The organism is Pontibacter sp. SGAir0037 (assembly GCF_005491705.1).
Lineage (GTDB): Bacteria > Bacteroidota > Bacteroidia > Cytophagales > Hymenobacteraceae > Pontibacter.
The window spans coordinates 3,229,822-3,252,690 of record NZ_CP028092.1; the positions used below are offsets into that span (position 1 = coordinate 3,229,822).

16 protein-coding genes and 1 tRNA gene are annotated in these 22,869 nt (G+C 44.7%); 9 read left to right on the forward strand and 8 right to left on the reverse strand.

The annotated features are described in order from the left end of the window. Window positions 1-195: 195 nt before the first annotated feature. From C1N53_RS13080 to C1N53_RS13095, 4 genes are read right to left on the reverse strand one after another with little or no spacing between them, the layout of a single operon-like run. Window positions 196-1,482 carry an adenylosuccinate synthase gene (locus C1N53_RS13080; RefSeq protein ID WP_137759734.1) on the reverse strand — a complete coding sequence of 429 codons (1,287 nt, stop codon included), beginning with the start codon at window positions 1,480-1,482 and terminating at the stop codon, window positions 196-198. A gap of 7 nt (window positions 1,483-1,489) precedes the next feature. Further along, the gene (locus C1N53_RS13085; RefSeq protein WP_137759735.1) at window positions 1,490-1,840 is read right to left on the reverse strand and encodes an STAS domain-containing protein; all 351 of its coding nucleotides are present in this window, start codon (window positions 1,838-1,840) and stop codon (window positions 1,490-1,492) included. After that, window positions 1,815-2,309, reverse strand: coding sequence for a Fur family transcriptional regulator (locus tag C1N53_RS13090; RefSeq protein WP_137759736.1), 495 nt, complete (start codon window positions 2,307-2,309; stop codon window positions 1,815-1,817). The genes C1N53_RS13085 and C1N53_RS13090 overlap by 26 nt, the downstream gene beginning before the upstream one ends. A 33-nt stretch (window positions 2,310-2,342) precedes the next feature. Then, entirely contained in the window at window positions 2,343-4,535 is a 2,193-nt protein-coding gene (locus C1N53_RS13095) for a bifunctional (p)ppGpp synthetase/guanosine-3',5'-bis(diphosphate) 3'-pyrophosphohydrolase (RefSeq protein WP_137759737.1), read from the reverse strand. A 439-nt stretch (window positions 4,536-4,974) separates the two neighbouring features. Between C1N53_RS13095 and C1N53_RS13100 the strand changes: the two genes are divergently transcribed. The 6 genes from C1N53_RS13100 to clpX all read left to right on the forward strand — a co-directional run bounded on the left by C1N53_RS13100 (window position 4,975) and on the right by clpX (window position 15,057). After that, window positions 4,975-5,056: transfer RNA gene (locus C1N53_RS13100), tRNA-Leu, on the forward strand. Between the two features lie 77 nt (window positions 5,057-5,133). Then, the gene (gene tig, locus C1N53_RS13105; protein ID WP_137759738.1) at window positions 5,134-6,456 is read left to right on the forward strand and encodes a trigger factor; all 1,323 of its coding nucleotides are present in this window, start codon (window positions 5,134-5,136) and stop codon (window positions 6,454-6,456) included. An 89-nt stretch (window positions 6,457-6,545) separates the two neighbouring features. Continuing rightward, the gene (locus C1N53_RS13110) at window positions 6,546-7,244 is read left to right on the forward strand and encodes a ClpP family protease (protein ID WP_137759739.1); all 699 of its coding nucleotides are present in this window, start codon (window positions 6,546-6,548) and stop codon (window positions 7,242-7,244) included. Between the two features lie 267 nt (window positions 7,245-7,511). Continuing rightward, window positions 7,512-10,361 (forward strand): pitrilysin family protein, encoded by a 2,850-nt coding sequence (locus tag C1N53_RS13115; protein WP_137759740.1) that lies wholly within the window; start codon window positions 7,512-7,514, stop codon window positions 10,359-10,361. Window positions 10,362-10,638: 277 nt separating this feature from the next. After that, window positions 10,639-13,413, forward strand: a complete 2,775-nt coding sequence (locus C1N53_RS13120; protein WP_240773215.1) for a pitrilysin family protein — start codon at window positions 10,639-10,641, stop codon at window positions 13,411-13,413. Between the two features lie 420 nt (window positions 13,414-13,833). Continuing rightward, window positions 13,834-15,057, forward strand: coding sequence for an ATP-dependent Clp protease ATP-binding subunit ClpX (gene clpX / locus C1N53_RS13125; protein ID WP_137759742.1), 1,224 nt, complete (start codon window positions 13,834-13,836; stop codon window positions 15,055-15,057). Between the two features lie 85 nt (window positions 15,058-15,142). Here clpX and C1N53_RS13130 read toward each other — a convergent pair whose 3' ends face one another. Both C1N53_RS13130 and C1N53_RS13135 read right to left on the reverse strand, forming a co-directional pair. Further along, window positions 15,143-16,543 (reverse strand): M20/M25/M40 family metallo-hydrolase, encoded by a 1,401-nt coding sequence (locus tag C1N53_RS13130; RefSeq protein ID WP_137759743.1) that lies wholly within the window; start codon window positions 16,541-16,543, stop codon window positions 15,143-15,145. 50 nt (window positions 16,544-16,593) lie between these two features. After that, the gene (locus C1N53_RS13135; RefSeq protein WP_137759744.1) at window positions 16,594-17,589 is read right to left on the reverse strand and encodes a DUF1028 domain-containing protein; all 996 of its coding nucleotides are present in this window, start codon (window positions 17,587-17,589) and stop codon (window positions 16,594-16,596) included. Between the two features lie 175 nt (window positions 17,590-17,764). Here C1N53_RS13135 and C1N53_RS13140 point away from each other — a divergent pair, with 175 nt between their 5' ends. Beyond that, window positions 17,765-18,595 (forward strand): NYN domain-containing protein, encoded by an 831-nt coding sequence (locus C1N53_RS13140; protein ID WP_137759745.1) that lies wholly within the window; start codon window positions 17,765-17,767, stop codon window positions 18,593-18,595. Here the strand turns inward: C1N53_RS13140 and C1N53_RS13145 are convergent. Together C1N53_RS13145 and C1N53_RS13150 are read right to left on the reverse strand one after the other, a co-directional pair. After that, complete coding sequence (locus C1N53_RS13145) at window positions 18,566-19,912, reverse strand: HTTM domain-containing protein (protein WP_137759746.1); 1,347 nt, start codon at window positions 19,910-19,912, stop codon at window positions 18,566-18,568. The genes C1N53_RS13140 and C1N53_RS13145 overlap by 30 nt on opposite strands. A 48-nt stretch (window positions 19,913-19,960) precedes the next feature. Continuing rightward, window positions 19,961-20,620 carry an outer membrane beta-barrel protein gene (locus C1N53_RS13150; RefSeq protein ID WP_137759747.1) on the reverse strand — a complete coding sequence of 220 codons (660 nt, stop codon included), beginning with the start codon at window positions 20,618-20,620 and terminating at the stop codon, window positions 19,961-19,963. Window positions 20,621-20,881: 261 nt separating this feature from the next. Here C1N53_RS13150 and C1N53_RS13155 point away from each other — a divergent pair, with 261 nt between their 5' ends. Then, on the forward strand, window positions 20,882-21,445 hold the full coding sequence (locus tag C1N53_RS13155; RefSeq protein WP_240773216.1) for a GNAT family N-acetyltransferase: 564 nt from the start codon (window positions 20,882-20,884) through the stop codon (window positions 21,443-21,445). 89 nt (window positions 21,446-21,534) lie between these two features. Beyond that, complete coding sequence (locus C1N53_RS13160; protein WP_137759748.1) at window positions 21,535-22,854, forward strand: M20/M25/M40 family metallo-hydrolase; 1,320 nt, start codon at window positions 21,535-21,537, stop codon at window positions 22,852-22,854. The last annotated feature ends 15 nt before the right edge of the window (window positions 22,855-22,869 follow it).

The window sequence follows — 22,869 nt, forward strand, 5'->3', positions numbered from 1 at the left end:
TGCCCAAGGCTGCGCACCCGGAGGCAGCGCCTTGGCAAAACAACAGCTAAGCTCAAACCAAGGGCCGGTTGAAGAAAGTTTTGAGCTTCCTTAGAAGGCTATTGAAAAAAATAGAATGATGCAGACTACTGCCTATAAACGAGCAAAGCACTAACAGATCGTTAGTGCTTTGCTCGTTTGAATATGTTGAGTTAGTTAACCTACTTTTTCCACTTCCCGCTTCATGGTGCTCTTTCTATCAGGCCCCACCGATACGATAGTAACAGGCACTTCAAGATGCTCTTCCAGGTAGGTGATATAGTTAACAAAAGCTTCAGGCAGATCTTCGACATGCTCAATCTGGTTAAGATCAACTTTCCATCCTGGCAGATCTTCATATACGGGTTCAACAGGTTCTCCATCTAATGAATGAGGCACCTGGTCTGTAACCTCTCCGGAAGCCAGCTTATAGTGCGTACAAACCCGAATCGTATCGAACTCAGTAAGCACATCGGCTTTCATCATGTTCAACTGTGTTACCCCATTAAGCATGATCGAGTACTTCAGGCTTGGCAAGTCTACCCAGCCGCAGCGACGGGGACGACCAGTTGTCGAACCAAACTCTCTACCAGCTTGCCTGATCTCCTCACCGACTTCATCTAAAAGTTCTGTAGGGAAAGGACCGCTACCTACACGGGTACAGTAAGCCTTGAAAATACCATACACTTCACCAATATGGCGTGGCGCAACACCTAAACCGGTACAAGCTCCGGCAACCAAGGTTGTAGAAGATGTTACAAAAGGATATGTTCCGAAATCCACGTCTAAAAGCGAACCTTGGGCTCCTTCAGCTAAAATACGCTTGCCACTCTTAATGGCTTCATTAATCATATATTCTGTATCTGCCAGCTTAAGGGTACGCAAGTACTCCACAGCTTCGAAGAAGGCATCTTCCTGCTCGCCCAGCTCTAATTGCTGACCATAGAACTCCACTGTTTTACGATGGCGTTCCACAAGCTTAGCATAACGGTCTTTAAAGTCTGCCGCAAGGATATCTCCCACACGCAACCCTAACCTGCCAATTTTATCCTGGTACGTAGGGCCTATACCTTTTAAAGTAGAGCCAATCTTTCCCTTTCCAAGAGCTTCCTCAGACACTCGGTCTAATACTCTGTGAGAAGGCAGTATAAGCTGAGTCTTTTTAGAAATAAACAGGTTTTGGGCAGCATCCACTCCTCTGTCCTGCAACTTCTGCATTTCCGTTTTAAACACTATAGGGTCCAGTACAACACCATTACCAATTATGTTTGTGATATGCGGATGAAATATTCCTGAAGGGATCTGGTGTAAAACGTGCTTTGTTCCTTCGAACTCTAAAGTATGTCCTGCATTAGGTCCACCCTGAAAACGGGCTACAATATCATAAGTTGGAGCCAGTACATCAACTATTTTACCTTTCCCTTCGTCGCCCCATTGCAGGCCTATTAATATGTCAACTGCCATTTAAACGCTAGTAAATTGATTCTTTCAAAAATTGAGTTGCAAAGATATCGTTTTCTGCGATAGTAAAAATAGCATTTAGCTTTGTTACGATCAGCAGCTTTCGAATATGATCGGAAGGCTTAATAAGAACAAGCTCTCCTCCCCTGTTCCTGAACTTGGTCAGCAGCGAAACCAGCACCCCCATTCCACTACTATCCATAAACCGGACATCTGATAAATCTATTGCACAAAGCAATGTTTTACCATCTCCCTGTCCATCTACGGCAGAAACCATTTCTTCTGTATCAGCTCCGGCAATAAGATCGCCATGAAGCCTTACAAACAGTATATTATCATTCAGCTCGGCTTGGTACTTCATACTGTTTCTCAGTTGCTTTTTTTGCACGGCAATCACCGCAAACCCCATACAGGTTTAGCGAATGGTGCAAGATATGAAAATTTAAAAGCTCACCCACCATCGTTTGAATATTATGGATTCGCGGATCACAGAATTCAACTACTTTGTGGCACTCTGTACAAATAACGTGATCGTGCTGCCTATAGCCATACGATTTCTCATATTGTGCCAGATTTCTTCCGAACTGGTGTTTGCTCACGAGGTCGTTTTCCACCAACAAATCCAAGGTATTATATACTGTGGCACGGCTCACCCTGTAGTTCTTATTTTTCATACTGATGTAAAGCTCCTCTACATCGAAGTGGCCTGAACGGGAATAAATCTCTTCCAGTATAGCATAACGTTCGGGTGTCTTGCGCAAGCCTTTGCTTTCTAAGTATGCTGTAAAGATTTTCTTTACTTCTTCTATTCTGTTTTGGTCAAATGCCATTTCTCTAAGTCCTCTATGTTATCAAGTGCTAATTTAGTCGAATCGCTCTACCGTTAGCACTCCTACTACTTTACTCATGCGCTGGATCAACTTTTCCAGATGACCGGTATCATTAACAAAAACCATAATATTACCCTCAAAGATTCCATCATTCGAATCTATTGTGATGGAGCGCATGTTTACCTTTAAACTATTCGAAATCACTTTGGTTAAATCGTTTACTAATCCAACGCGGTCAGTTCCTTTGATGCGGATGCCTGCCAGAAATGCTAACTCCTTCTGATCCGTCCATTTCGCCTTGATGATACGGTTTCCATAATTAGACATCAGCTCCATACCCTTAGAGCAACTGGTGCGGTGTATTACAATCTCGCCGTCTTCGCCCTGAAAGCCAAACACATCGTCGCCGGGAATCGGATTGCAGCAGTTGGCTACTTTGTAGTTGATGTTTGAGGTTTTCTCTCCAATCACCAACATATCAGAATTAACGCCTCTTATTTTCTGCACTTCCTTATCGAAGGACTTAGGCTCCAGCATAGAAGCTGTTTTATCAGACGATGAAGTAAAGATAACCTCTTTTATCTCCTTCACATCTATATAGCCTGTGGCCACTCTATAATAAAGATCGAGTACGGTAGGCACATTAAAAAAAGCCATTAACTTGTTCAGGTTAGCCTGGTTATCAGGTATACCCAGAGCTGCCAGGCGTTTTTCTAACACAACTTTACCATGTTCTGCTTTGTTTTTGCGTTCCTCCCGCAGCACATCTTTTATTTTGGAACGGGCTTTAGAAGTTACTACATAATTCAGCCACTCTTCGTTTGGCTTCTGCTTTTGTGATGTAAGAATCTCTACCTGGTCTCCGTTGTGCAGCCTATAGCTAAGTGGCACCAGCTTCTGGTTAACCTTGGCACCAAGGCACTGCAGCCCGATATGGGTATGTATTTCGAAGGCAAAATCCAACGCAGTAGCCCGATCTGGCAGAATGATAAGCTCCCCTTTTGGCGTAAAGACAAAGACTTCCTCCACAAAAAGGTTTTTGCGGAATTCATCCATAAACTCAAGCGCGTTGGCGGTGTTGTTTTCCAGCATATCCCGCACCTTGTTTATCCAGAGCTCAAGGGCAGATTCTGACATCGCAACTCCTCCATTCTTATACTTCCAGTGCGCTGCATAACCTCGCTCGGCAATCTCATCCATACGCTTGGTCCGGATTTGCACCTCCACCCACTGCCCGGTTTTACTCATAACAGTAGTGTGCAACGATTCATAACCGTTTGCTTTCGGAGTGTTCACCCAGTCGCGCAGGCGATCAGGGTTTGGCTGGTAAAAGTCGGTCACAATAGAGTATACCTGCCAGCATGCCGCTTTTTCTTTCTCAAGCGGCACATCCAGAATAATCCGGATCGCAAACAGATCATACACTTCATCAAAGGTTATATTCTGCTTCTTTATCTTTTTAAGAATAGAATAAATTGACTTAGGCCGGCCCTTTATAGTAAAATTAAAGCCATAGCGCCTCAACTCTTCTTCTATCGGAGAGGTAAACTCTTTAATGAATTTACTTCTTGCTGCCCGCGTCTGGCGGATTTTATTTGATATATCTTTATAAGTATCAGTATCGGTATACTTCAGGTACAGATCTTCCAGCTCCGACTTTATAGCGTAGAGCCCCAGCCTGTGTGCCAGCGGCGCATACAAGTACATGGTTTCCGAAGCAATCTTTAGCTGCTTATGCCGTGGCATGCTGCTCAGTGTGCGCATGTTGTGCAACCTGTCAGCCAACTTAATCAGGATTACCCGCACATCGTCTGACAGCGTAAGCAGCATCTTCCGGAAATTCTCCGCCTGCTGCGACGAGCCATAATCGAAAACGCCTGATATCTTGGTCAGGCCTTCAATAATTTTTGCCACACTGGGCCCGAACTCACGCTCAATATCGGCAGTTTCGAGCTCGGTATCTTCTACCACATCGTGCAAAAGAGCAGCCACAATAGAGGTTGTACCTAAACCAATTTCCTCTACTGCAATCTGAGCCACTGCCAGGGGGTGCAGAATATAAGGCTCCCCCGATTTGCGGCGCATGTCTTTATGTGCCTCCAGCGAAGTATTAAAAGCTTTCTTAATTATTTTAGCGTCGTTGTCTTTTAAGAAAGGCTTGGCATGTCGAAGTAGTCTTCGATAGTGTCTTAAGATCTCTTTGCGTTCTGCTTCCGGATCAATCATAATAGTATTCAAATAGAAATTGGAGCTGATGGTTCATAACAGCTCTGAACCTTATACCTATAAGTATAAAGAATGCAGCGGCTTTATAAGTTTCAAATATAACTGTTTATCGCGTGCAACCAACAAGCCCTCCATCCAAAGGCTCAGAAAAGGGTTGAGGACTTCAAAACGAATAGAAACACAGGAAACCGGAGGCTTTTCTGTATAGTAGCGTTCCCTGTTAAGCAGTATCCACAGGCTTCCAGGCAGCTCCGGCTACAGCGTACAGAATACACCAGCGTGAGGTCGTATAATATATAAAAAAATAAGAAACTCATACTTAATTACTTACATAAAAATAACCAATACAGGGTATTTTTTTTGAGTTTTTTTTGAACAGGTACTTGCAAATAAAATTATTGTCCGTACCTTTGCATCGTTATTAGAAACAAGCACACATGCGGATGTGGCGAAATTGGTAGACGCACTAGACTTAGGATCTAGCGCTGCGAGGCATGGGGGTTCGAGTCCCTCCATCCGCACTGAATAAAAGAACCCTCAACTTTTACGTTGGGGGTTTGTTTTTACTAGATGTCTCAAAATAAAAATTTGTTTAGCCTTGAATATTACATTAAACCAAACCGACAGCACTAATGCACAACTGAAGGTTGTACTGGAAGAAGCAGACTACGCTCCGAAAGTAGACCAGCAGGTAAAAGAATACAGCAAAAAAGCCCAGATCAAAGGCTTCAGACCTGGAAAGGTGCCGGCAGGGCTTGTGAAAAAAATGTATGGCAAGAGCATCCTGGTAGAAGAAATCAACAAGCTTCTGCAACAAGAGATATCTGGCTACATTCGTGAGAACAATGTAAAGCTTTTAGGAGAGCCACTTCCTGAGCCTACGCAGGATGCAATCGACTGGGATAACCAAAAGCAGTTTGAGTTTACTTATGCAGTAGGCTTACTACCTGAAATTAACCTTCCGCTGGATAAAAGCGTAGAGGGTTACACTGTAGAAGTTGACCAGGCGACCATTGACGAAGCATACGAAAATATCAAGCGCCAATTCGGTGAAACAATAAAACCTGAGACTTCTGAGCAAGGCGATTTTATTAACGGTGAGCTAAAGCAGGTAGAAGGTGATTTTGTTTCTAAAACCCTTATTCCTACAAATCGCGTAGTGGAGGGGCAGGAGCAATTTATCGGTCTGAAAGAAGGCGATGTGATTCGTTTCGACATCCGTAAAACTTTCGGTGATGATAATTCGGCCCTGGCACATGTAACTGGCCTGAGCAAAGAAGTGGTTGCTGACCTGAACGGTGAGTTTGAATTTACTGTAGATAAAATCTCTCGTACAGCATCTGCCGAACTGAACCAGGAGCTTTTCGACAAGCTATTTGGTAAAGATGAAGTAACAACAGAAGAAGACTTCGACGCGAAAATCCGTGAAACGATCAAGGAAAACTATGATCGTGAAGCTGACAACCTGTTGAGCCGTAACATTATTGATACGCTGGTTGACAACCTGGAAGTAGAACTTCCTACTGAATTCTTTAAGCGTTGGCTGCAGGTAACTAACGAAGGTCGTTTAACAGCAGAGCAGATCGAAGAAAACTTCGATAAGTATACACGCGAGCTGAAATGGTCTATGATCAAAAACAAGGTAGTTGAGGAAAACGAGCTGAAAGTATCGAACGAAGAAGTGGTAGAAAGCACGAAGCAGAAGATGCTGGCGCAGTTTAACATGCTTGAAATTCCTGAGGAACTGGTAGAAAGCATGAACAACTATGCTAACCAATACTTGAGCCAGGACAACGGTCGCAACTACATTAATGAGTACGAGCAACTACTGGCAGAGAAGGTGCTCGCTAAACTGAAAGAGCAAATGACTGTTGTTGAGAAAACAATAACTGCAGAGGACTTCAAGAATCTGTCGTTTTAACGAACGCATTATATAACCCATTTCGTAAAAAGTCCTTTTTTTTAAAAAGGACTTTTTTATTTTTGTCTAAACCGTAAACCAAAACATATATGTTTAACAAAGACGAGTTCCGGAAATTTGCCGTAAAAGGCCAGGGTCTAAGTGGCCTGGGCGTAGATCAATACATACATCATATCGAAGGTAGAGCAATGCATACTATTGAAAGTATGACACGCTCTGTTATTGAAGAACGCCCGACTAACTTCCGTGAGATTGACGTTTTCTCCCGGCTGATCATGGACCGAATCATTTTTCTGGGCACACAAGTAGATGATTTTATCGCTAACATTATTACAGCACAGCTTCTTTTCCTAGAGTCGGCTGATGCTAAGAAAGATATCCTGCTTTACATCAACAGTCCTGGTGGTTCTGTATATGCCGGCTTAGGTATTTATGATACCATGCAGTATGTAAGCCCGGATGTAGCAACCATCTGTACTGGGCTGGCTGCCTCTATGGGAGCTGTATTATTAGCTGGCGGTGCTAAAGACAAGCGATCTGCTCTGCCTCATGCCCGCGTTATGATTCACCAGCCAATGGGTGGTGCTCAGGGTCAGGCTACAGATATCGAAATCACAGCACGTGAAATCCTGAAGCTAAAAAAGGAACTTTATGAAATCTTAGCTGATCACTCTGGTAAATCTTACCAGGATATTTATGACAACTCTGAGCGTGACTACTGGATGATCGCACAGGAAGCTAAAGAATTCGGTTTGATTGACGAAGTATTGGTTCGCAAGAAATCTTAATCAGCCTGAAATACATATAAAGCCCGCACTGCTAACAGTGCGGGCTTTGTGCTTTATACCCACCCCTACTACTGCTGCCCTGCTTTAGCTATACCTCCCCCTCTTAACTTTCAATACATTTTAACTGAACAGCTTTCCTCCTGATAAAGTACTGCCCTAACGGCAACTATTTTTGCTTATTAACATCGCAACATTAAACCTTGGCTACTAACCTTAATCTAACTACCTTGAATTTACAACCTAATCTATTTACCTAACCTAATCCTTATGTTTCAAAAAATTGGTTTAAGTATTGTGCTTACAGCCAGCATTATTGGTGCTGCCGAAGCTCAGACCAAACAAGTTGAGAAAGTCACCAAAAAAGGGAGCGAACTGGTTATACCTTACGAGAAGTATAAACTGGCAAACGGACTTACCCTTATTGTGCACGAAGATCACTCCGACCCTGTAGTACATGTGGATGTTACCTACCACGTAGGCTCTGCCCGGGAAGAAATCGGCAAATCCGGTTTTGCTCACTTTTTCGAGCACATGATGTTCCAGGGTTCCGACAACGTGGCTGACGAAGAACATTTCAAAATTGTGTCGGATGCAGGTGGCACCTTAAATGGCTCTACCAACAGCGACCGCACCAATTATTACGAAACAGTGCCGAGCAACCAGCTGGAAACGGCGCTGTGGCTGGAGGCAGACCGTATGGGCTTTTTGCTGGACGCTGTTACACAGCCAAAGTTTGAAGTGCAGCGTGAAACAGTAAAGAATGAGCGTGGCCAGCGGGTAGATAATCAGCCTTATGGTTTGTCTTCTGAAATCATATCTAAAACCCTGTACCCTTACGGCCACCCTTACTCCTGGCCAGTGATCGGCTACCTGGAAGACCTGAACCGTGTACAGCTGAACGACCTGAAGAACTTCTTCCTGCGCTGGTACGGCCCGAATAATGCTGTCGTAACCGTAGGTGGCGATGTAAAGCCAGCAGAAGTGGTAAAATTGGTCGAAAAATATTTTGGCTCTATACCTACCGGTCCTGCCGTGCAGAATATGAAGCCTATGGTACCGGTGTTAGACAAAACCCGTTATGTATCTTACGAAGACAACGTGCGTTTTCCGATGCTTCGCATAACATATCCTGTTCCGCAGGCCGGGCATAAAGACGAGGCAGCCCTTGATGTACTGGCAGAGGTATTCGGGCAAGGCAAAAACTCTGTTCTTTACAAAAATTTTGTAAAAGACCAGAAAGCTGTTAATGCAATGGCTTTCAACTCTGCTTCCGAACTGGCAGGACAGTTTATGGTTTCAATTACATCGTACCCTAACCAGAAATTGGCCGATGCCGAGGCACTGATACAGAAGTCCTTCAGCGACTTTGAGCAACGTGGTATTTCTGACGAAGACCTGGTACGTTTTAAAGCTTCTGCTGAATCCGGCCTGATTAACAGGATGGCCAGCGTAAGCGGTAAAGTTACCCAACTGGCTTACTATGAAACTTTCAGAAGTAACCCGAACTACATACAGGAAGAGCTTCGCCGTATCCAGGCTGTTACCAAAGACGACGTAATGCGGGTGTATAACCAATACATTAAAGGTAAAAACAGCGTTGTATTAAGCGTAGTGCCAAAAGGAAAAGCAGAGCTTATTGCAAAGGCTGATAACTTCACTCCCACAAAAGACGGTTATACTGCCGGACCGGATGAGTACTCAGGCTTAACTTATACCAAAGCCGTAGATACTTTCGATCGCAGCAAGCGACCGGCAGCCGGAACCAACCCTGTGGTAGCTGTTCCGAACTATTATACAGGCAAGTTTAAGAATGGTATAAAAGTAATCGGTACACAAACAGACGAAATTCCTACTGTTACGCTTCAACTCACCCTTGAAGGAGGCCACAGGCTATCTGCTGCAAACCCTGGTAAAGCAGGTATCAGTACTCTTACAGCCTCTCTTCTGAATGAAGATACTGAGAATTTCACGGCAGAAGAATTCACAAATGAACTGAATAAACTGGGCAGCAGCATTTCTATAGGCAGCGGTGCAAACGAAACATCAGTATATGTCTCTTCGCTTACCAAAAACCTCGATCAAACTTTAAAGCTGCTGGAAGAGCGCCTGTTTAAGCCAAAGTTTGCAGAGGATGATTTTGAAAGACTAAAAAAGCAGCAGTTGGAAGGAATTGCCAACCAGGCCACTCAACCTACAGCCATTGCCAGTAAAGTTTATAACAAATTGCTTTATGGCGAAGGCAATTTCATGGCTGTGCCAACTTCTGGTACAACTGAAACCGTTTCTAGCATCACGTTAGACGATGTGAAGAAATTTTACCAAGACAATTATGCTCCAACTGTGGCTAGCCTGGTAGTAGTGGGCAACATTAGCGAGAAAGACATCATGAACAAACTTTCTTTCCTAAATAAATGGGAAAAGAAAAACGTTAAGATTCCTGCGACAGCAAAGACACCAGCTATTGAAAAAACCAGAATTTACCTGGTAGATAAGACCGATGCGGCACAGTCTGAAATTAGAATCGGTTATTTAGCAATGCCTTTCGACGCAACAGGCGATTACTACAAAGCTGGTCTGATGAACTATGCTTTAGGGGGTGCTTTTAACAGCCGCATAAACCTGAACCTGCGCGAAGATAAAGGCTATACCTATGGTGCCCGCTCAGGATTCAGCGGCAACAAATATGGCGGCTCTTTTACAGCCTCTGCAGGCGTGCGTGCCGATGCTACAGCTGAGTCTGTAACGGAATTTATGAAGGAGATTACTAATTTCCAGAGCAGTGGAATTACCGAGGATGAGCTACAGTTTATGAAAAACTCTATTGGCCAAGCTGATGCCCGTAAGTATGAAACACCACGTCAGAAAGCCGGTTTTCTGGGTCAAATTATAGAGTATAACCTGAACAAGGATTTCGTTAAGAAGCAGACAGCTATTCTGCAGAACATCTCTAAGAAAGAGATCGACGCGCTGGCTTCCAAAAACCTGCCAGCTAACAACATGCATATTGTTGTTGTTGGCGATAAGAAAACAGTACTTCCGAAGCTACAGGCTTTAAACTACGAAGTAATTGAGCTGGATACGGATGGTAACCCAATTGGAACATCATCCATAAAATAAAGCACATTTACCTTTTGCACAGGCCGCTCCGTTAACGGAGTGGCCTGTTTTGTTTTATAAGCCCCGTAGTTATTTCGCAAAACACTAACACAATCTGCTCTTCACATAACCAGATTACCTTTTTCATATTTTTCTTTGATTTATCCCAATATTTTAAATATATTGATTTAAAATATTTCCTACCATTACCTAATTTTATCATCATGCTTCAAAAATTGGTTTAAGTATTGTCCTTACAGCCAGTATTATAGGTGCTGCGGAGGCTCAAACAAAACTGGTGGAGAAGGTCACCAAAAAAGGAAACGAGATAGTAATTCCTTATGAGAAGTATAAACTCGCCAACGGCCTTACACTGCTTATTCACGAAGATCATTCCAATCCGGTTGTGCACGTAGATGTTACCTACCACGTAGGCTCTGCCCGTGAGGAAGTAGGTAAATCCGGTTTTGCTCATTTTTTCGAGCACATGATGTTTCAGGGCTCCGACAACGTGGCTGACGAGGAGCATTTCAAAATTGTGTCGGATGCAGGTGGCACGCTAAACGGAACCACGAACCGCGACCGCACCAACTATTTCGAAACTGTACCGAGCAACCAACTGGAAACGGCACTGTGGCTGGAGGCAGACCGTATGGGTTTCTTGCTGGACGCTGTTACACAACAAAAATTTGAGGTACAGCGCGAAACAGTAAAAAATGAACGCGGCCAGAATTATGACAACCGCCCATATGGTTTAGCCGGCGAAATGGTCGCAAAAAATCTGTACCCTTATGGCCATCCCTACTCCTGGATGACGATCGGGTATATAGAAGATCTGAACAGGGTTAATGCAAACGACCTTAAAAACTTTTTCCTGCGCTGGTATGGTCCTAACAACGCCACTTTATCCATCGGCGGCGATGTAAACCCACAGGAAGTTATCAAGCTGGCTGAAAAATATTTTGGCAGCATTCCAAGTGGCCCTGCTGTTCAGAAAATGGAACTGCCTGCTGTTGTGCTGGAAAAGGACCGCTATGTGTCTTATGAAGACAATATCCGCTTCCCGATGCTGCAGATGGTATTCCCAACCGTTCCAAACTATCACCCGGACGAAGTGCCTTTAGACGTACTTGCGGAAATCCTGGGAGGCAATAAAAACTCTATCCTCTATAAAAACCTAACAAAAGCCCAGAAAGCAGTACAGGCCAGTGCCGGGCACCCCTGCTCTGAGCTAGCCGGCGAGTTTACGTTTACAGTATTGCCTTACCCTGGGCAAACGCTGGCCGATATGGAAAAACTGGTACGGGAGGCACTGGATGAGTTCGAGAAAACAGGCGTTAGCGACGATGCTCTTACGCGTTTTAAAGCATCGTATGAATCAGGTACGATTGGCAGCTTAACAAGTGTATCCGGAAAGACATCTACCCTGGCATCCTACGAAACCTTTACAGGCAATCCTAACTTTTTAGCCAAACAGCTGCAAGCCCATAATGCCGTTACCAAAGAAGACGTAATGCGTGTTTACAATAAATATATTAAAGGGAAATACAGCGTAATTTTGAGTGTGGTGCCTAAAGGCAAGCCAGAACTGGTAGCTAAAGTAGATAACTATACTGTTTCAAAAGATGGCTATGCGGCCGGTCCGGATGAATATTCTGGTTTGGCATACACCAAAGCAGTAGACACCTTCGACCGCAGCAAACGCCCGGCAGCGGGGCCTAATCCGGTTATAACTGTTCCTGATTACTATACAACCAAATTCAAGAACGGACTGAAAGTGATCGGTACTAAATCAGATGAAATTCCAACCGTAACACTTCAGCTATCTATTAAAGGCGGCCATCGGTTATCAGCCATGAATCCTGGCAAAGCAGGTATCAGCTCTCTTACAGCAGCCATGCTAAATGAGGACACCGAGCATTATACTTCCGAAGAACTGGATAGCGAGCTGAATAAATTAGGCAGTTCTATTAGTGTGATGGCAGGCACAGACGAAACCTATGTTTTCGTGCAGTCTCTTACTAAAAACCTCGATAAGACCCTAAAACTGATGGAGGAGAAAATGTTCCATCCTAAGTTTGCTCAGGAGGATTTTGACAGATTAAAGAAACAAAGGCTGGAAGTAATAGCCAACCAGGCCACCCAACCTACCTCTATTGCCAGTAATGTCTACTATAAACTGCTGTATGGAGAAGGTCATATCATGGCAATTCCATCTTTAGGTACCGCGGCTTCGGTTGAAAGCATTACGTTAGATGATGTAAAGCAATTCTATAAAGCCAATTATTCTCCATCTGTTTCGAACCTGGTTGTGGTAGGCGATATCAGCAACAACGATATACTGGCTAAACTGGACTTCCTGAAAAACTGGGAGAAAAAAGATGTTAAACTTCCTGCCGATGTAAAAGCTTCTCCGATTGCCAAAACAAGAATTTATTTTGTTGATAAGCCGGATGCAGCACAGTCTGAGATCAGGATAGGTTACATGTCGCTGCCTTATGATGCAACAGGAGAGTATTACAAACTAGGCCTGATGAATTATACTTTGGGGGGCGCATTTAACAGCCGCATTAACCTGAACCTGCGCGAAGACAAAGGCTATACCTATGGTGCACACTCCTACTTTGCCGGAAATAAATACGCGGGCCCATTTACAGCCTCGGCTGGCGTTAGAGCCAACGCTACCGCCGAATCTGTTGTAGAGTTTATGAAAGAGATCAACAATTTCAGAACAGCAGGTATAACAGCAGAGGAGCTGCAGTTTATGAAAAACTCTATGGGCCAGGCCGACGCGCGTAAGTATGAAACACCCTCTCAGAAAGCCGGATTCCTGAGCAGAATCAGTGAGTATAACCTGAATAAAAACTTTGTTAAAAAGCAGACGGCTATACTTAGTGGTATGACCAAGAAGGATATTGATGCCCTGGCTACTAAATACCTAACTTCTGATAACATGCACATTGTAGTGGTAGGCTATAAAAAAACAGTGCTTTCGAAACTGCAAGACCTGGAATACGAGGTTGTTGAACTTGATATAGAAGGCAACCCTATCGGAACTTCATCCATCAACTAACAACAAAAGAAGCCCTTTTACAAGGGCTTCTTTTTTCTTCAGGATAGTTAAACCCTAATCTTCCCGGCTTCTGCCAATGCCTTTGCCAGCTGCACCTCTGCCTGAAAACTGCCGGAAAAGAGAATATCAGCCAGCTCAAGCTGAACAGCACCTGCGAAACTTTAGATTTTATATGAAAAATTAAAATTTAATAAAAAATTTATCAACAGCTACTTGTGGAAACAAATCGTTTAATATATATTGATAATCAATAAGTTATATAAAAATTAATGAATATAAATTTTAAAATTTAAAGGGGTTTTTTATTGCGATATCAACATTTCGTAAATTCCATTTTTGTTTTAATAAACTTTCTATTTTGTACCTTTGTCTGAAGCTTTATAAAACAAGCTGAATTATTATCTGTACCAACTGACTTTTATGGCTGAAATTACCTGTTCTTTTTGCGGCAAAAACAAGAAAGATGTATCTGTTATGATTTCTGGTATTAACGCGCACATTTGCGACCGTTGTATCGGACAGGCACAACAAATACTGAATGAGGAAAATAAAGTTCGTGCGAACGGCCGCTCTCCTAAGTTTAACCTGATGAAACCAAAGGAGATGAAGCAATACCTGGATCAGTTTGTTGTTGGCCAGGATGAAGCCAAAAAAGTAATGTCTGTGGCAGTGTATAACCACTACAAACGCCTGATGCAACCAACAGAGAAAGATGATGTGGTTATTGAAAAATCAAACATCATTATGGTGGGCGAAACAGGTACAGGTAAAACTTACCTGGCTCGTATGATGGCCGGTATACTGCAGGTTCCGTTCTGTATTGCCGATGCTACCGTACTGACAGAGGCTGGTTATGTAGGCGAAGACGTAGAAAGTATTTTAACACGCCTGCTACAGGCTGCCGATTACAATGTAGAATCAGCTGAACGTGGCATCGTGTATATTGATGAAATTGATAAAATTGCCCGCAAGAGCGATAACCCTTCTATCACTCGCGATGTGAGTGGCGAAGGGGTGCAACAGGCGCTTTTAAAGCTTTTAGAAGGCACTGTTGTAAACGTACCGCCACAAGGCGGGCGTAAGCACCCTGAGCAAAAGATGATCACCGTAAACACAGAGAATATCCTGTTTATTTGCGGTGGAGCTTTTGTAGGCATAGACAGGTTGATTAAAAGCCGCCTGAACTCCCGGCCTATTGGTTTCTCCAAACCAGCTTCTGATGAAGTAGGAGAAGAAGAGAACTTCCTGAAGTACCTCTCAGCACAGGACCTGAAGAGCTTTGGCCTTATTCCGGAGTTAATTGGCCGTTTACCAGTTGTCACGCACCTGGACCCGCTAGATAAGGAAACACTGCGCATGATCCTGCTGGAGCCAAAGAACTCAATTATCAAGCAGTACAAGCGCCTGTTCGATATGGAGAAAATCTCTCTTAACTTCGACGACAGCGCGTTGGATTATATTGTAGAAAAAGCAGCCGAATATAAGCTGGGCGCTCGTGGCCTTCGCTCTATATGTGAAGGCATTATGACGGATGCCATGTTTGAACTGCCATCTATCGAAGGCACAAAAGAATTGACAATCACCGGCGATTATGCCCGTGAAAAATTTGAGAAATCTTCATTAAAGCAACTTAAAGTAGCCTGATTTCTGAAATCTTGTAAGTAAAAAGAGAAGAGGTCCTGCAAAGCTTGCAGGACCTCTTCTCTTTTCGGCATGTGCTGCAATAGCACTACAAGCCGTACTGAGACAGCAGGTAAATTAAGGATGCCATAGAAGCGGCACCGAGCTGCATCTCGCGGCGGTTCACATTTTCAAACACATCTATAACTGTGTGGTGATAATCGAAGTAACGCTGAGAGTCTGGGCGAAAGCCGATCAAAGCCACTGTGCCCTGTCCTTTAAGCGGGCCAATGTCGGCACCACCACCACCTTCTGTTAACTCGTGCAGGCCGTATGGTGCCAGCAGTGGCTTCCAAGTTAAAACTTTTGAGTATTGATTATTTGTACCGCTAATGCCAAAACCTCGGGGCGTAAAACCTCCTGCATCCGACTCTATAGCAGCAATATGCTTCTCACCTTTAGCCTTGGCCTCTTCAGCGTACTTCAGCCCGCCTCGTAAACCGTTTTCTTCATTCATAAACATCACGGCACGTATTGTTCTCTTTGGTTTAAGGCCTAAATCTTTCATCAGGCGAAGCACCTCTATAGACTGCACACAGCCTGTCCCGTCGTCGTGAGCACCTTCGCCTACATCCCAGGAGTCGAGGTGGCCGCCAACAACTATAATTTCGTCTGGTTTTTCAGAGCCCTTAATCTCTCCTATCACATTGTATGATAAAACATCAGGCCGTGTTTCGCAGGTCATGCGCATATAAAAGCTCAGATTCGGGTCTTCCTTCAGTTGCGCACTCAGTTTTTCAGCGCCATTGGTGCTAATGGAAGCCGCCGGTATTTTAGTCACATCATCAGCATAGCGCGTACCACCGGTATGAGCAACATCCTGCAGGTCGTTGGTCATGGAGCGCACAATTACACCTACAGCCCCTAACCTGGCAGCAGCCACCGGACCGCCGCCACGCTGATCTACGGCTCCACCGTAGGCCGTTCCGGTTTGTATAATTTTATTATCAAACGGGCGATTAAAGAAGACGATCTTCCCAGTTACCTTTTTCTTTCCGAGTTTCTCCAGTTCCTCAAAACTCTTCACCTCTACCACCTGCGCACTTAGTCCTTGCGTGCCTGTACCGATAGAGCCACCCAAAGCCAGAATATTTACATCTGTATATCCCCCTGATTTCGGACTGTTGATGCGAGCTATTTCTTTATCGCCGCGCACCCAGTATGGCACCATTACCTCCTGCAGGTAAACACGGTCCAGCCCCATTTTATCCATTACCTGGCGGCTCCACTCTACCGCCGCCGCCGCCTGAGGAGAACCACTAAGGCGGGCACCGATTTTCTTGGTCAGGTAGCGCAGGTTCTCGTAGCTCTCGTAACTTGTCAGCGCATTATCATAAATTTTCCGGATAATGACAGAATCAGCAGCCTGGTTCTGCTGTGCCATGGCAGGCAAAGCCGCAAACACAGCTGCCGCTGCTACAATAGCGCGTATTTTATTTCTGATTAACATGTAAAGGTTAGTATAATTGGTTTTAATTCAATCTGAGTCTCTCTGACAGCCTACTTCACATTCAGAATGCGCTGCAGGTCCTGTGGTTTGAGGGTAAGCAATCCCACTTCAGGTAAGCGGGTGGTAAGCTCCTTCCAGTTTTTGTCTTTCTTGTAAACCTCGCTCAGCAGTTTGCTTGCTTCGCTTATGTTGCCGTTGTTAGCCAGTGTAATGGCATGCCAGTACTTCATTTCCAGATTGTTCGGAAACATAGTTTCTGCCTTCCCATATTCTTCCATGGCTTTGTCCATCTGCCCTTTCTCTACAGCCAGATCGCCGTTGTTCATGTGCTCATAGGCCCTGTACACCTTCAGCAGCCTTGCCAGTTCATCCAATGGCTTCTCATGGTCATCAACCCGAAGGTCGATCAGGCGATCATCCCAGGGCTGCTTACTTGCAGTACCGCGCACCACCACCAGAGCAGTTGATTGTTTTCCCCGAATGTCTCCGCCCTCCTGCTCTGCTGCCTGCATCGCCAGCAGCACTCTTTCTGCCAGAGGTTTGTCGGCATTCTTTTCAAAAGCACGTGCCATGGCAGGCCATACTTTGTCTGTCAGCATCATATTTGCCTGTACCGAGAAGTCGGCCCCGGTTGTATGTCCTGCAAAGCGCACACACTGCTTGCCAGTATGCACCGCAACCCTTCCCTGCGCATCCAGAATGGCTACCTGGCGCACTTCATGGCCTTCGTCTTCGGCCAACAGTATATCCAGGGCTTCCTGGGGAGATTTGCCCTGCTTCAGCAGCTCCAGCCCTTTCGGGCCAAACGACTTATTTACAAAAGACTGTGTTGCCACCACACCCACACCGGCTTCAGCCCAGGGCACGGCAGTACCAACCGAAAACCAGTGGCTTTGCACGCCAACAGCCATTTCGCCTGTCTTTGCATCGCGCGCTACAATAGAATAAGTGTGGGCGAAAGGTTCTTCGGCTTTATACACTTGTGCCTTTGCAGCAGGCAAAGCCAGGCAGCAGAGTGAAGCAACCGTATAAATGGTGCGTTTCATAAATCTGAGGTTCATAATATATACTAAAGTTAGACGGGCTTTTGTTTTTATCTGTAAAGCTTCGGGAGGGCGCCATATAGTTTTCACAACCCAACTCCAAACTATAAGTATAACAGAAAAAAGACACAGCTCCAACACTGGTTGTTTCTCTACAACCACAGAAAACTCATTATACATGAAAAACCCTTATCCAGAGAAGAAAAAGCTGCGCATGGCTTTGCTTATAGATGGCGATAATGCGCAGCCAAGCCTGATTGTAAAATTAATGGCTGAAGCAGGCAAATATGGCATAAACACCATCCGGCGTATTTACGGCGACTGGACCACCCCTCAGATGAACGGCTGGAAAGACTGCCTGAACAACCATGCCATTCAACCTATACAGCAATTCCGATACACTGTGGGTAAAAACGCCACAGACAGTGCCTTGATCATAGACGCCATGGATTTGCTGCACAGCCAGCTGGTAGACGGGTTTTGTATTGTTTCGTCAGACAGCGACTATACCCGCCTGGCCACCAGGATACGGGAGGCAGGCATATTTGTGATGGGCATAGGCCAGCGCAAAACGCCTAAACCCTTCGTGAATGCCTGCAATATCTTTATCTATACAGAAAACCTGGTTGATAATATCGAAGAAAAGAAAAAAGAACAGCAGGAAAAGTCCAGCGAAAACGGGAACCATGCACCAAACCCTATTCCGCTCCTGAAAGAAGCATTTGACATGGCTGCTGATGAAGACGGCTGGGCACATTTAGGAGCCATGGGTATGAACCTGCGCCAGCTAGACCCCAGCTTCGATTCACGCACATTTGGATACAACCAGCTTATTCACCTGATCAAGGCGCACAAGGATTTGTTTACCATTCGTAAAGAAGATGACAAAGGACCATCGGCGGTTTACATTAAAATGCGGAAGAAGCCGAAAGCAAAACGACAGAGCAGCAGAAGCAAAAAAGGAAGTACACCTGTAGCCTTACTTAAAAACAGCAGCCCAGCCATCTGATGCAGGCCTTGGAGTCACCCACGATTTCGCACCCATTGTATAAGGTATGGCAGCCAGATCAACGGTTGGATCTACAAGTGGATGCCGCTCATAACCGTTCAGACTAAGATAAGACTGCACGTATACCTGGGGCTGCTGTACTCCTTTCTTTGCATACTCCTTTTTAAGAAACTGCGCAAATTGCCAGAGCATATCAGGGTTATCGGCCATTTCGGAAGCCTGGTGCCGGGTGAGGTATTGCCTGGGAAATACCTGCTGCTCTTCTCCCGTTTTACTATCCCGCACCGTAAAGAATGCCTCTCCCCGTTTGGTGCGTAGCATCATTCGCCAGGAGTAGCGATGCCCTTCTTCTGTCCAGTTTACATCGCCCGGAATAAAGAAGTGGCGCAAAGGAAACGTTAAGTGAAACAATATATACACGGAGAAGAAGGCCGTAACAAGCTTTCGTTTCGGCAAAGAGTAAGGAATAGGCTGAGCCGCCAGTAGTTCAGGTGATACCTGTTTCCGGAAAAACCACCTGGCAATTTGTTCCGGCTTAAAAAACAGCACTGCAGCCGCAATCATAAAATAAGGGAACACTCCTACATGAAAAACAGCAGAGTTAAAGATATGAAACCCGAAGGCTGCCCAAAAGCCGATTACGCGGGTACGGGGCCACAAAAGCATCCAGGCAATAAACAGATCGAAAAACAACCCTCCCCAGCAGATAATATACACAGTAGGTTCTGCACCAAGTAAGGGCCCGATGACAGGATATTCTGTTTTATAGCTCAGCCAGATGCGCATTGGCCTGCCCATTAGCCAGTCGGGCTGTATTTTAGCAATACCGGCATAGAAATACACAATAACCTGCTGAATGAGAAGTATCCATAGTGTCCATTGAGGCACTGCTTCCTGCTCCAGTTCCGGCTTCCGGCGCACATCCATCGATAGCTTTCTGTTGGCTGGCAGTAAAGCCATAATACCGCTCATTAGAAAGATCAGGTAGTGGTGATTCAGGTAGTGTGTTTTTTCAGCAAAGAAGCTAAACCCAAAAAGCAGAAAAAACAGGAAGGTACTGATATGATAATACCAGCCTATCATCATCATCAGGCCCAGCAACGCCATTACCAGGTAAAGGTAAATCATGCCGTTACCGGGCAAAGGCTTTATCCAGTCGAGGCCAATGTAGTTAAAATGCCAGCTTGGCTCCAGGTAATGCTCTTGTACCCAGCCTATAGCTACCGCGCCAACGCCTTCGAAAAACATAAGAAGGCCAAAGGCAATTCTGAAATAAACGAGGGGGTAAATAGAAACAGGCTTGAACAGTTCTTTCATGTATGCCAATGTAAATTAAACATAGCCACTGTTCAAGCCTTTATAGATCTATAGTACCAGACTGAGTGCCAGAGAAAAGTTTCTGTACTTGCCTGTTGCTGTATTGTCATTAAAAACGTTTGACAGTCCGTGATGATACATCACATCTACTCCAAACCTCCAGATATCAACACCAATGCCCCCGTTTAAAGCGAACTGCGCATTTGTTACGTTTCTTCTGCGCACATCAAGGTTATTATCGGAAACACCCACTCCGAAAGCGAAAGAAGGGCCCACCGATAAGCGGTATCTGCTAAAGCTCCTGTTCCTGCCAAATTGCTGAGACTGTGTCTGGAGCCCCACCAGAACAGGCAGCCTGATAAAGCGCACAACTACTTCGTCACGTTCTCCTTGCCTTGGCTGAGAAGCCCGGATAATGTTTATGGAATTGTTCACAAAATCGACACCCGGCTGCACATAAAAACGCTGCCCGATTCTGGCAAAGATCCCGAATTCGGTTCCTATACCTGCATTCGCATCTACAACCGTTGGATCATCAGTAATATTTGCAGCATTTAAACCTGCACGGATGCCGTATCTTACAGTAGTGGCAGGATCGTTTACCCGGTTATACTGCGCATCATAAACATCTTGATTTGTATTGCCAAATTGTGCCGAAGTTTTAAAACTGATCAGGGCCACAATTGAGAATAGTATTAGCTTTTTCATAGTTTTATGGTTAATTTTAATTACCTGCTTCTATCACTGTTCCTCAACTAGCTACTGAAGTTTATTCTTACTGATAGAATAGCTTTGAATATTTACATTAAATGGCCGCACTTTGTTTTATAAACTATCAAAAATGACTCTCAGGACAGTGCTTCAGATTATGGTTCAGGCTATTTCTCTTTGCGCTAGCTAATTAAGGACCTTCAGCTTTTGCACTTAAACATCAATTAGAGTATATTGTTTAAACAATAAATTTTATCTGTGGAAGGCACTTCAGACAATTACAGGCTAACTGTTGCTCCTGATTTATACTTAAGAGAGGCATCGCTGGCAGATGCAACAGCTATGTACAGGCTTATAGATAAAGACAGAAACTACCTGCGGCAGTGGCTGCCTTTTATAGATAATACCTTATCTGTAGACGACACGACCTACTTTTTAAATTCTCTGAACACAGCCGGCCATCATACCGACTTGGTTTTTGTCATTCTGCTGCATGAAGAGCTGGTTGGCATCATTGGCATGAAGGGGATAGATTTACTGAACCGGAAGCTGGAAATAGGGTATTGGCTGGGAGAAGAATATCAGGGAAAAGGAATTATTTACCGCAGCTGCTCTATATTGATAAAACACGCATTTAATTATATGGGCATAAACCGTATCCAGATAAAAGTTGCTGTAGGCAATGAGAAAAGCCGCAAAATTCCTGTTAAATTGGGCTTTACTTTGGAAGGCACAGAACGGGCAGGTGAACTGATTCGCGATACGTTTGTAGACCTGCAGGTATTTAGCCTGCTACGAAGCGAATGGCAGAATTTATCCTAGCCCAATATTTACGCAAACTTAAAACAAACACACACACATTTGAAACTGCTTTTTGCTTCTTTCAGAATACTTAATCCTATTACAATTTTATGAAAAAGAATGTATTAGCTGTGGCCGTAATGGCATTGGTAGCTCTCAGCCCTGTAGTTGCCCAGGATGTTTCTACGATCACAGAACAGGAAACAGCACGTCTTCTTAAAACACTTAGCGCCGACGAAATGCAAGGCCGTGCTTCTTTTACACCCGGAATCGAAAAAGCAGCAAACTTTATCCAGGAAGAATTTAAGAAGATTGGTTTAAAACCGCTATCCTCCGCCAGTCCGGCAAAAGGAAACCCGTACAGGCAATCTTTTACAGTTTTCCGCTTAACCCCCATCTCCAGCTCTGCCAGACTGGGCAATGAAGACATTGCACCCGAAAACATGTTCGTTTCTACTGCCCAGGAAACTCTTAACTGGCAACAAAGTAGCGACAGGCAAGTTATCCTGATTCAGGAAAGCGATAACTTCAGGCAAGCTTTTATGCAAGCCAACGCATCCGACCAGGATGCTCTGATTCTGGTGCACCCGAAGCACTCACAAAGCTTTCAGACCTACAAAAATTACTTTGGGAAAGGCGGTATAAAGCAGGGAATCGGAAAAGGCAGCAGCAAAGTTGTGGTCCTGACCGGGCAAAGCAGTGCACAGGAATATAAGGTTGCAGTTCAGAACCAGGTGGAAAAGCTACCGCTATTTAATGTAGCAGGCATGATAGAAGGAAAACGCAAAGATGAGTTTGTGGTATTTTCCGGGCACTACGACCATATTGGTATACTGAAAGCAATGGAAGGCGATAGCATAGCCAATGGTGCCGATGATGATGCCTCAGGCACAACAGCTATGATCATGCTGGCCAAACATTTTAAAAAGCAGCGGAAACCAAACCGCACACTCTTGTTCGTGGCTTTCACTGCCGAAGAAATAGGAGGTTATGGCTCCCGTTACTTTTCCGAACAGCTTAACCCGGACCAGATCATGGCGATGTTCAATATCGAGATGATTGGTAAAGCATCTAAATTTGGTCCGAACAGTGCTTACATGACAGGCTTTGATAAGTCTGATTTAGGCACATTGCTCCAGAACCGCCTGCAGGGAACTGCGTACAGCATTCACTCGGACCCTTATCCGGAGCAAAACCTTTTTTACCGTTCCGATAATGCCACGCTGGCACGTTTAGGTGTGCCGGCCCATACCATATCATCGGTACAGATTGATCAGGATAAAACCTACCATTCGGTAAAAGATGAGTTTGGCATGCTGGACATGGCACACATGACCAGCATGATAAAAGCTATCGCGCTGGCTGCACAAGGTGTTGTAGACGGCTCCGATACACCTTCCCGCGTTGATAAGGCGCAGGTGAGGCAATAAATCTTCTGCAGGCAC